The organism is Streptomyces antimicrobicus, from assembly GCF_020532625.1.
Classification (GTDB): Bacteria; Actinomycetota; Actinomycetes; order Streptomycetales; family Streptomycetaceae; genus Streptomyces; species Streptomyces antimicrobicus.
Window position 1 is genome coordinate 1 of the sequence record NZ_JAJAUY010000178.1, and the last position, 10,952, is coordinate 10,952.

The 10,952-nt window shown below is 74.5% G+C and carries 9 protein-coding genes and 1 pseudogene; 2 read left to right on the forward strand and 8 right to left on the reverse strand.

The window, feature by feature from the left end; genetic code table 11:
* Both LG632_RS27615 and LG632_RS27620 read left to right on the forward strand, forming a co-directional pair.
* Positions 1-572: ThiF family adenylyltransferase (locus LG632_RS27615; protein ID WP_374203605.1), on the forward strand; the 572-nt coding region annotated here is incomplete at its 5' end.
* Positions 573-611: 39 nt separating this feature from the next.
* Positions 612-1,940, forward strand: coding sequence for an ABC1 kinase family protein (locus tag LG632_RS27620; protein ID WP_226730284.1), 1,329 nt, complete (start codon positions 612-614; stop codon positions 1,938-1,940).
* Between the two features lie 1,743 nt (positions 1,941-3,683).
* Here the strand turns inward: LG632_RS27620 and LG632_RS27625 are convergent.
* The 8 genes and pseudogenes from LG632_RS27625 to LG632_RS27660 form a co-directional block, all read right to left on the reverse strand.
* Entirely contained in the window at positions 3,684-3,890 is a 207-nt protein-coding gene (locus tag LG632_RS27625; protein WP_226730285.1) for an ADP-ribosylation factor GTPase-activating family protein, read from the reverse strand.
* 120 nt (positions 3,891-4,010) lie between these two features.
* Positions 4,011-4,346: a putative WhiB-interacting protein gene (locus tag LG632_RS27630; RefSeq protein ID WP_226730286.1), complete on the reverse strand. Its 336-nt coding sequence runs from the start codon at positions 4,344-4,346 to the stop codon at positions 4,011-4,013.
* On the reverse strand, positions 4,343-4,711 hold the full coding sequence (locus tag LG632_RS27635; RefSeq protein WP_226730287.1) for a WhiB family transcriptional regulator: 369 nt from the start codon (positions 4,709-4,711) through the stop codon (positions 4,343-4,345). The genes LG632_RS27630 and LG632_RS27635 overlap by 4 nt, the downstream gene beginning before the upstream one ends.
* 180 nt (positions 4,712-4,891) lie before the next feature.
* On the reverse strand, positions 4,892-5,215 hold the full coding sequence (locus LG632_RS27640) for a hypothetical protein (protein ID WP_226730291.1): 324 nt from the start codon (positions 5,213-5,215) through the stop codon (positions 4,892-4,894).
* 178 nt (positions 5,216-5,393) lie between these two features.
* Entirely contained in the window at positions 5,394-7,568 is a 2,175-nt protein-coding gene (locus LG632_RS27645; protein WP_226730288.1) for an ATP-dependent DNA helicase UvrD2, read from the reverse strand.
* A gap of 163 nt (positions 7,569-7,731) precedes the next feature.
* On the reverse strand, positions 7,732-7,992 hold the full coding sequence (locus tag LG632_RS27650; RefSeq protein WP_226730289.1) for a mycoredoxin: 261 nt from the start codon (positions 7,990-7,992) through the stop codon (positions 7,732-7,734).
* Positions 7,993-8,173: 181 nt separating this feature from the next.
* On the reverse strand, positions 8,174-9,115 hold the full coding sequence (gene nudC / locus LG632_RS27655) for an NAD(+) diphosphatase (protein ID WP_226730290.1): 942 nt from the start codon (positions 9,113-9,115) through the stop codon (positions 8,174-8,176).
* 353 nt (positions 9,116-9,468) lie between these two features.
* Positions 9,469-10,851 (reverse strand): annotated as a pseudogene (locus LG632_RS27660) (dipeptidase); the annotation flags it as partial.
* Positions 10,852-10,952: the final 101 nt, after the last annotated feature.

The following is a 10,952-nucleotide window of genomic DNA, read 5'->3' on the forward strand; positions in this document are numbered from 1 at the left end:
CGCTGGTCGTGCTCGCCCCGCGGGACGGGCTGGACGCGTGGGCGCCGGATCCGGCCACGGCCGCGGACTGGGTCGCCTCGGGCATCCCGCACCTGTACGCGGGAGTGCTGGAGGGGACGGGCGTGGTGGGTCCGCTGGTGCTGCCGGGAGCCACGGCCTGTGCCGGATGCATGGAGCGCGAGCGGGTGGGCCGGGACGGGGCCTGGCCGCGGATGCTGGTGCAGTGGCGGTCGCAGCACCGGCGACGCGGATCCCCGGCCTGCGACGTGGGCCTGGCCACGGCGGTGGCCGGCTCGGCGGCGGCCCACGCGTTGGCCTTCCTGGACGGGGAGTTGCCCGCGTCGGCGGGGGCCCGGTGGGAGGCGGCCCTGCCGGGGGTCCACTGGGAGCGGATCCCGGTGCCCGCGCAGCCGGGCTGCGCGTGCGGGGCGGCGGACGCCGACGGGAGGGACGGGCACTTCGGAGGGCGGCACGGAAACTCGGCAAGGAGGAACGGGGACTCCGGAGAGAGGGACACCGAAGAGGGGGACTCCTCCACGGCCCGAGAGGCACAGGACACAATGGCCGGGTAATCGCGGCTCGCGGCAGAGCAGTCGGGACTTGGAGGGCTCATGTCTGATCTTCCCCGGAAGGCGGTCACCCGTACCGTGAAGCTGGCCGCGCTGCCGCTCGGCTTCGCCGGCCGGGCGACCTGGGGGCTGGGCAAGCGGATCGTGGGCGGCTCGGCGGAGCTGGTGGCGCGTGAGCTGCAGCAGCGCACGGCCGAGCAGTTGTTCCGCACCCTCGGCGAACTCAAGGGCGGGGCCATGAAGTTCGGCCAGGCCTTGTCGGTCTTCGAGTCGGCGTTGCCGGAGGAGGTCGCCGGGCCCTACCGGGCGGCGCTGACCAAGCTCCAGGACGCGGCTCCGCCGCTGCCCGCGGGGACGGTGCACCAGGTGCTGGCGGAGCGGCTCGGGCCGGACTGGCGCGAGTTGTTCTCGGAGTTCGAGGACAAGCCGGCGGCGGCCGCCTCCATCGGACAGGTCCACCGGGCGGTGTGGCACGACGGGCGGGAGGTCGCGGTCAAGGTCCAGTACCCGGGCGCGGGTGAGGCGTTGCTGTCGGACCTGAAGCAACTGAGCCGGTTCGCCGGGCTGCTGGGACCGCTGGTCCCGGGCATGGAGATCAAGCCTCTGATCACGGAGCTGCGGGACCGGATCGCGGAGGAGCTCGACTACGCGCTGGAGGCGGAGTCCCAGCGGGTCCACGCCGAGGCGTTCGCGGGCGACCCCGACGTGGTGGTCCCGGACGTGGTGCACCAGGTCGACCAGGTGCTGGTGACCGAGTGGCTGGAGGGCGTCGCCCTGTCGGAGGTCATAGCCGACGGCACGCAGCAGGAGCGCGACCGCGCCGGGCAGCTGCTGGCCCGGTTCCTGTTCTCCGGCCCGGCACGCACCGGGCTGCTGCACGCGGACACCCACCCGGGCAACTTCCGCCTGGTGACGGACGAGGACGGCCGCATGCGGCTGGGGGTTCTGGACTTCGGCACGGTCGACCGGCTCCCGGGCGGCCTGCCCGGCCCCATAGGCCGCTCGCTGCGGATGACCCTGGACGGCGACGCGGAGGGGGTCTACGGGCACCTGTGCGCGGAGGGCTTCGTGAAGGACTCCGTCGAACTGGACCCGGACGCGGTGCTCGACTACCTGAAGCCGATCATCGAGCCGGCGGCTGTCGAGGAGTTCACCTTCACCCGCGAGTGGATACGCGGCCAGGCCGCACGGATCGCCGACCCCCGCTCCCCCGCGCACCAGTTGGGCCGCATGATCAACCTGCCGCCGTCCTACCTGCTGATCCACCGCGTGACCCTCAGCACCATCGGCGTCCTGTGCCAACTGGGCGCGACGGTACGCCTGCGCGAAGAACTGGAGGAATGGCTCCCGGACTTCTCCCCGAAACCCTGACCACCGAGACCACCCGCCGCGTCCCGACCAAGCTCACCCGGCCGGACCCACACCGACGGCGGCCCGATCGGACAGGCCCCACAACCGCGGCTCCCCCGGTGCACCCGCTGCCACGGCAACCCGGCCCGGCGGGACCACCGGTGCTGGCCCGACCCGGGCGGGGCGCCGGTGGGGATCGGCCGGGCCGAAACCCGGGCGGGGGCGCCGGCGGGGGTCAGCTGGGCTTGGCCCACTGACGAGGGCACGACCCCACGGGGGGGGACCACCGGACGTCGACCGGGAGGCCTCCGCCGGGGGCGGCCGGGCGGGGCAACGCCGGGAAGGGCCGGGCGGGTTCACCTTCCGGGAGTCGGCCGGGTGCGCGGCGCCGGCGGCCTCGACCGGGCGGGCGTCACAGCCAGTGGCACGACCGGCGGGCGTCACAGGCAGTGGACGACCGGCGGGGCACCGGCAGCGAGTCGGCCGTGGGTCGGCCGTCCGTGCGCTGCCGCCTGGGTGCCGCTCGGGAGGGGACCACGCGCGGCGGCTTGACCGGGCGGGCTCTACTGGCGGGGTCGCCGGGTGGGACGTGACGGCAGTGGCACGCCGGCCGGGCTCCGCAGAGATCGACCCGGCCGGGCCCCCCGCCGGAGATCAACCTGGCGGGGATCACCAGCGGTGGCACGACCCGACGGGGGTCACGCCGAGGCACGACCGGGAGACTTCCGCCGCCGGTGGTCGACCGGGTGGGAGCCACCGGCGGCCTCGATCGGGTGGGCGTCACGGGCAGTGTCGCGACCGGTCGGCTCCACCGCCAGGCCCGTCCGGGCGGGGACGACGCCGGGAGTGGCTGGGCGGGTTCACCGTCCGGGAGTCGGCCGGGAGCGGGGCGTCGGCGTACCTCAACCTGGTGGGCGTCACGGGCAGCGGCGCGACCGGGCGGCCTCTGGCGCCGGAGCTCGGCCCGGCGGGGCGTGACCGGCAGTGGCACGACCGGACGAGGCCACCGCCGGGGCGCGGCCGGGCGGGGTCACCAGCGGTGGCTTGACCGGCGGGCTCCGCCACCGGGAGGTCAGCCCGGTGGGCGCCGCCGCGGTGGCTCGACCGGGCCGGCGTCACCGCAGGGGTACGGCCGGGCGGGCTCTGCCGCCGGGGCCTCGACGGGCGGGCTCCGCAGCCGTGCTCAACCGGCCGGGTGTCCTCGGCAGTTACCCGGCCTGGTGGGAGCCACGGGCAGGCGCGACTGGGCGGGCATCACCGCTGGGGCGCGACCGGGCGGGCTCTGCCGCCGGGGCCTCGACGGGCGGGCTCCGCAGCCGTGCTCAACCGGCCGGGTGTCCTCGGCAGGTGCCCGGCCTGGTGGGCGTCACGGGCAGCGGCGCGACTGGGCGGGCGTCACCGCTGGGGCGCGACCGGGGGGGCTCCACCAATGGGCTCGACCAGGCGGGCACCACGGCCGTGCTCGGCCGGTGGGCGTCACCGCCGAGGCTCGACCGGGCGGGCATCACCGCTGAAGCGCGACCCGGCGGGCTCCACGGCCGTGCTCGGCCGGGCGGGCTCTGCCGCAGGGGCACGACCGGGCGAGGTCACCGCCGGGGCGCAGCCGGGCGGGCGTCACCGCCGGACCTGGCCGGGGTCACCGCCGGGGCTCGACCTGGCGGGAGTCACCGCCGCCGGGCGCCGCCGTCGGGCGTCACCGTCGGGGGGGGCGCCGTCGTCGGGGGGCGCCGGCGGGGGCGGTTGGGTGGGCTGGGGGGTGGGGGGTCACCACCAGGAGGAGTCGAGGCGGCCTTCGATCGCGCGGAGGTTGGCGCGGGCGCAGTCCACGCAGAAGTACTGGCGGGTGCCGTTCTCGACGGAGCAGGTCCAGGTGGGCGGGGGGCCCTCGGGGGCGGGGGTGCCGCAGCGCGCGCAGACGACGGCGCGGCCGCCGGTGGCCGGCGGCGCCGGGTGGGGGTTCGACTGGTCCACCACCAGACGATATCGCCGCGGGCCGGGCACGTGCCCGCAACGCACCGGGGGGACCGGTCCGTGCGGACCGGTCCCCCCGGAAGACGCTTCCTCGGCTCCGTGCGGAGCCTTCGGTCGTCGTCAGTGCATGACGGCCATGGCCAGCGCACGGCGGGCGCGCATCGAGACGCGCTCGGCACGCCGCTGCATGCGGCGGGCGGCGACCAGGCGCGTGGCCCGACGCTCGGCGTCGACCTCACGCATCCGGTCGGCCATATGGGCGCGAGCCAGGGCTTCGGGGATGAGTTGCATTTCGCGGGTCCTGTTCTGACGCGAGGTGATCGCGCCGGTGGTGATGAAGTCTTCGGTGGCGCAGCCGGACGGCTGCTCGCTCGAGAGGGCGGGGGTCATGAGGGCCTGCTTCAGGGGGTCGTGCGTCAGAGGGCGGTCGATGGTTCCGAATCCGGTGGCGTTCATGCCGTGACCGGGTTCTTGCGCGGGCGTCCACGCGGACGCTTGCGGGCCACGACCACACCCTGGACGAACAGCTCCCCACCCCAGACGCCCCAGGGCTCACGGCGCTCCAGCGCGCCGGCGAGGCAGGCCTCGACCAGCGGGCAGGTGCGGCACAGGGACTTGGCGTACTCCACGTCGGCCGGGGACTCGGCGAAGAAGACCTCCGGGTCGTAGGTGCGGCACGGGACGGGGACGCCCAGGTTCTCGATGGCATCGTCGAGCGCGGTGAGCGCGGTGAGCGGAGTCAAGGTGGAGTCCTCCGGGACTGCGGGCGGGGAGATCGTGTGGGTCTGCGGTACGGACGGGGCGTGCGCTTCGAGTTGCACGGTGTTTTCTTCCTCGTCTTGTCTGCTGGTCGGTCCGGCGGTCGGCCGGATCTGCTGGTACCTGGTCTTGCCAGTCCCCGAGGCCCCTTCGCTCCGCCCGCCCCGGATGGGGGCAAACAGAAGGGCCGCGGATCCCGGGTGGGGTTCCGCGGCCCTGAAGGCGCCGGCCTGATCAGGCGATCAGGCTGGATCACTCCAGGGTTCGAGCCCACGGAAGGCCCACATCAGGTGGTGCTGCGTGTTGTGCTGGGTCTGCTTCGTCTGGATTCCGGCACCGGCCGCCGCGAAGCCATAGGCCTCAGCCTTGGCTCCCGTACCTGCCACCGGTGCCTGGGTCGGTCGCTCGTTGCGCTCACGCACGGGGAGGATCGCCGGGAAGGCGGGGCTGGCCACGGAAATCGCGGACAGACCGGTGCCCCGGAGGGAACGCAGCGAGGAGACGAGCAGGGTGGAGCCGAGCGTGCAGGAAGCGGCGACCGGGCGATCGGTCATTTTGGTGGTCATGAAGCTGGTCACGGGGTCTCGCCTCCTCTCGGCGTCTCGGGGACGGGCTGGTGGGCCTGTCCCATGTATTCGGATAAGTACAGCACGAAGACAGGCCTTCGGAGAAGTTGCCTGTTCTCGTGGTTAAGAACCTATGGGGACTGCCAGGGCATGTGCAAACTATTTTTCCGACGAGTTTCTACGCGTCGTCCCCGAGCCCCTCCTCAGGCTCTTCACCTGCGCAGATGGCCAGCACATCGGCTCCGTACCGGTCGAGCTTGCGGCTGCCGACCCCCGAGATCGTCGCCAGCTCCCCCGGCTCGGTCGGCGCCGCCTCGGCGATCGCCATCAGCGTCTTGTCCGTGAAGACGCAGTACGCGGGCATGCCGAGGGCCTTGGCCCGGCCGGCGCGCCAGTCCCGCAGCCGCTCGTAGAGGCCTTCGTCCATGTCGGACGGGCAGTCCTCGCAGCGCATGAGTTTCAGCTCGCCGGCGTGGGTGAGCGTCCGGCCGCACACCCGGCACGCCACCGGACCGCGCCGCGAGCGCCGGCGCGCGCCCGGCTCGCCCGGCGCCGCCGCGAGCCCGCCGGAGCGGGCGGGGGCGGAGGAGCCCGGTCGCAGCCCGTTCAGGAACCGGCTGGGCCGGCGGGAGGCGCGGCCGCCCGGGGAGCGCGACAGGGCCCACGAGAGCGTCAGGTGGACCCGGGCGCGGGTGACGCCGACGTAGAGGAGCCGGCGTTCCTCCTCCACCTGCTCGTCGGTCTTGGCGTAGGTGATCGGCACCATGCCGTCCGTCAGGCCCACCAGGAACACCGCGTCCCACTCCAGGCCCTTGGCCGCGTGCAGCGAGGCGAGGGTGACGCCCTGGACGGTGGGCGCGTGCTGGGCGGCGGCCCGTTCCTCCAGCTCGGTGACGAGATCGGCGAGGGTGGCGCCGGGGCGGGCCCCGGCGAAGTCCTCGGCCAGGCGGACCAGCGCGGCCAGCGACTCCCAGCGGTCGCGGACGGCGCCGGAGCCGGCGGGCGGCTGCTGGCTCCAGCCGATGCTGCTGAGGACGGCCCGCACCTGGGCGGCGAGCCCGACCACGTCGTCCAGCAGCGGGTCGCGTGCGCCGGAGCGGGCGGCGCCGCGCAGCGTCAGCAGCGCATTGCGCACCTCCTGCCGCTCGAAGAAGCGCTCGGCGCCGCGCAGCTGGTAGGGCACGCCGGCGTCGGCGAGGGCCTGCTCGTAGACCTCGGACTGGGCGTTGATGCGGAAGAGCACCGCGATCTCCCCGGCGGGCACGCCGGCGTCGATCAGGTTGCGGATGCGACGGGCGACGCCCTCGGCCTCGGCGGGCTCGTCCGGGTACTCGGTGTAGGCCGGGTCGGGGCCGGGCTCGCGCTGCGAGACCAGCTCCAGGCGGTGCTCTGCGGCCCGGCCGCGGGCCTGGGCGAGCAGCCCGTTGGCCAGGTGGACCACCTGGGGGGTGGAGCGGTAGTCGCGGACCAGCTTGATCACCGTGGCGCGGGGGAAGCGGGTGCGGAAGTCGAGCAGGTGGTCGGGGGTGGCGCCGGTGAAGGAGTAGATCGTCTGGCTGGCGTCGCCGACGACGCACAGGCTCTCGCGGTCGCCGAGCCAGAGCTCCAGCAGGCGCTGCTGGAGGGGGCTGACGTCCTGGTACTCGTCGACCACGAAGTGCTGGTACTGGGCGCGGACGGTCTCGGCGATGTCGTGGCGGTCCTCCAGGATGCCGACCGTCAGCAGCAGCACGTCCTCGAAGTCGATCATGACGCGGTCGCGCTTGAGCTGCTCGTACGTGCTGTAGATCTGGGCGATCTCGGCCATGTCCCGGGGGGCCTCGCGACCCGCCTTGAGCGCGGCCGCCGGGTAGTCGGCGGGAACGGTCTGGGTGACCTTGGCCCATTCGATCTCGCCGGTGACGTCGCGCAGCTCGTTGCGGTCGAGGCGGACGCGGCAGCGGGCGCCCGCCTCCGCGACCAGCTGCACCTTGCGCTCGACCAGCCGGGGCAGCTCCCCGCCGACGGCGCGCGGCCAGAAGTACTGGAGCTGGCGCAGGGCGGCCGAGTGGAACGTGCGCGCCTGCACGCCTTCGGCGCCGAGCGTGCGCAGGCGGCCGCGCATCTCGCCCGCGGCGCGGTTGGTGAAGGTGACGGCCAGCACGCTGGCGGGGGCGAGGCGGCCCGAGCGCACCCCGTAGGCGATCCGGTGGGTGATCGCGCGGGTCTTGCCCGTGCCGGCACCGGCCAGCACGCACACGGCGCCGTCCAGGGCCGTCGCGACCTCGCGCTGCTCCGGGTCCAGGCCCAGGAGCACCGCGTCGGCCGAGTCGGCGACGGCCGGGAAAGCTGAGGAGTGCGTTGCTGCTGTCACCCAGCCATGCTGCCAGGTCCGGTGGGGGCGACGGCAACGTTGTCCACAGGCCGTGCATACAAGTCGTACCGACAGTGACCAGGCGGTGCCACGCGTACGCCCCCTGGCCGGCGTCGGCGGGTGGGGCCGGCGGCGGGCAGGGGGCGGGCGTACGGCGCGGGGGTCAGACCGCCAGGGCCTGCTGCACCTGGGCCAGGCTCGGGTTCGTCATGACCGACTCGGTGCCGGAAGGGGAGACGATGAGGACCGTGGGAACGGTCTGGTTGCCGTTGTTGGCCTTCTCCACGAACGCCGCGGACTCCGGGTCCTGCTCGATGTTGATCTCGGTGTACGCGATGCCTTCCCGGTCCAGCTGGCTCTTCAGCCGGCGGCAGTAGCCGCACCAGGTCGTGCTGTACATCGTCACGGAACCCTTGTCCTGCATAGCGGGGGCCTCTCCTTCGCGGGGTCTTGATGCGTCCGGGTACTCGAACGCCGGGGACGGCCGGACCATTCCCGGCCGGGGGTGCGGCCAGGCGGTCCCGGCCGGGTGGCGGTCACGTCCCGGCCGGGGCTGCGGCCACGCGGTCCCGGCCGGGCTCAGGCCGTGGTCGTCTGCTGCGCGCTCAGGCCGTCGTCGGCCTGGGCAGAGGCTCGCCGTACCAGAGCTCCACCAGCCGGGCGGCGATCGAGATGCCCGACGGCGGCAGGACCTCGCCCGTCTCGAACGCCCGGCGCAGTTCCTCGCGCGAGAACCAGCGGGCCTCCTGGATCTCCTCGCCGTCCACGTTGATCTCCGAGGAGATCGCGCGGGCGGTGAAGCCGAGCATCAGGCTGTACGGGAACGGCCACGGCTGGCTGGCGACGTACGACACCTCGCCGATCCGCACACCCGCCTCCTCCCAGACCTCCCGGACCACGGACTGCTCGATGGACTCGCCGGGCTCGACGAAGCCGGCCAGGGTGGAGAACCGGCCTTCCGGCCAGTGCACCTGCCGGCCCAGCAGCGCGCGGTCCTGCTCGTCGGTGACCAGCATGATCACGGCCGGGTCGGTGCGCGGGTAGTGCTCGGCGCCGCAGCCCGGGCAACGCCGGATGTGCCCGGCGGCGGCGACCACGGTGCGCTCGCCGCAGCGGGAGCAGAAGCGGTGCATGCGCTGCCAGTTCTCCAGCGCCACGGCGTGCACCATCAGGGCGGCGTCGCGGTGCCCGAGCAGCAGCCCGGCCTCGCGCAGGCCCGCCGGGCGGGCGGACTGGTCCATCCGGCCGGGCAGGGAGTCCTTCTGGAGGGCGAAGTAGCTGACGCCGTTCTCGTCGGTGCCGAGGAAGTACCGGTGGGTCTCGGTCACCGGCGCCTCGAACGCCGGCGTCATCACGATCTCCGTGTCCCCCTCGGGGGTGTCGTCGATCAGGACCTGACCGCCGGAGACGACGAAGACCCGCGTCGTCGGGTGGCTCCAGGCCGCCGCGAGCCAGGCCTCGTCGAGGCGGTGGTGGGCGGCGCGGTCGATCCCGCTGGGCGCGGTGAGCGAGATGGGGCGGGCGACGTGCTCAAGCGAGGTGCTCACAGGTACTTCCAACTCCCCCGAGGATGGGCGGCGGCGGCAGGCAGAGGGCAGGCGGACGGGCGGGTGCGGGTCGGCGGACGGCGGGGCGGGCGGCCTCAGGCGGGCGTGGACCCCGGCGCCGAGCTCGGCGCGGGCCCCGGCGACGCTCCCGGCGCGGCTCCCGGCGTGGGCTCCACCGTGGACCCCGGCGTGGGCGTGGACCCCGTCGGGAGGTCGAGGCCCGAGGCCGCGGCGGACGTCGGCCCGGGCGGCGTGGCCGAGGGGGCGGACTCCTGTGCGGGATCCTGCGCGGGCGCCGCGGTGGGTTTCGTGGCCGACGCCGCGGGTGCGGGCGTGGGGGCCGGGCTCCAGTGGGCGGCGAGGTCGTCCCAGAGGTAGGCGGCGGTCTCCACGCCCTTGAGCAGCAGGTCCAGCTCGACCTTCTCGTTCGGTGCGTGCCAGCCGTCCGACGGGACCGAGATCCCGAGGAAGAGGACGGGGGCGTCGAGCACGTCCTGCAGGTCGGCGGCGGGCCCGGAACCACCCTCGCGGGTGAAGCGGACCTTCTGGCCGAAGGCGCGGCCCATGGCCCGTACGACGGACTGGAGCGCGGGGTGGTCCAGCGGCGTCAGGCACGGGCGGGTCGGGGCGCCGAACACGATCGAGTGCCGGATCCCGTCGGGGATCCGGGCGGCCACCCAGTCCCTGACCGCGGCCTCGACCTCGTACGGGTCCTGGCCGGAGACCAGCCGGAACGAGAGCTTCAGGTGGGCGGACGCCGGGACGATGGTCTTGCCGCCGGGGCCCTGGTAGCCGCCGCCGATGCCGTTGACCTCGGCGGTCGGGCGGGCCCAGACGCGCTCCAGCGTGGAGTAGCCGGCCTCGCCGGCGGTGGCGTGCGACTTGGCGCCGCGCAGCCACTCGGCCTCGTCGAACGGCAGTTCCGCGATGAGCCGGCGTTCGGTGTCGGTCAGCTCGGCGATGTTGTCGTAGAAGCCGGGGATCGTCACGCGCTCGTCGGCGTCGTGCAGGGCGGCGACCAGGCGGGCGGCGACGGTGGCCGGGTTGGGCACGGCGCCGCCGAAGGCGCCGGAGTGGATGTCCTGGTCCGGGCCGTGCAGGTCGATCTCGCAGTCGGCGATGCCGCGCATGCCGGTGCAGACGGTGGGCGTGGTCTCGGACCACATGCCGGTGTCGGAGACGATCACGACGTCGGCGGCGAGGCGGGCCGCCTCGCGCTCGACGAGGTCGCGGAAGTGCGTGGAGCCGGACTCCTCCTCGCCCTCGATCAGCAGCTTGAGGTTGACGGCGGGGGCGTCGCGGCCGGTCGCGGCGAGGTGCGCGCGGACGCCGAGGGTGTGGAAGAACACCTGGCCCTTGTCGTCGGCGGCGCCGCGGGCGTACATGCGGCCGTCGCGGACCACCGGCTCGAAGGGCTCGGTGTGCCAGCCGTCGGCGCGGGCCGCGGGCTGGACGTCGTGGTGGCCGTAGACGAGGACGGTGGGGGCGGCGGGGTCGCCGCTGGGCCACTCGGCGAAGACGGCGGGGGCGCCGGGGGTCTGCCACACCTCGGCCGTCGGGAAACCGGTCTCCTTGAGCTTGCCGGCGAGCCAGTCGGCGCTGCGGCGCACGTCGTCCGCGTGCTCGGGGCGGCCCGAGACGGAGGGGATGCGCAGCCAGTCGGCGAGGTCGTCGAGGAAGGCGGCGCGGTGCGTGTCGATGTACTGGCGGACGGCGCTGTCCGGGGTGTGGCTCATGGCTACGAGCCTAGCTGTCCGCGGAGTGGTCACTCGGCGGGGCCGAGTCACCCGCTTCGCCCCTTCCCGGGGCGGCAGCCGGGCCCCGGCCGGCCGTGCTG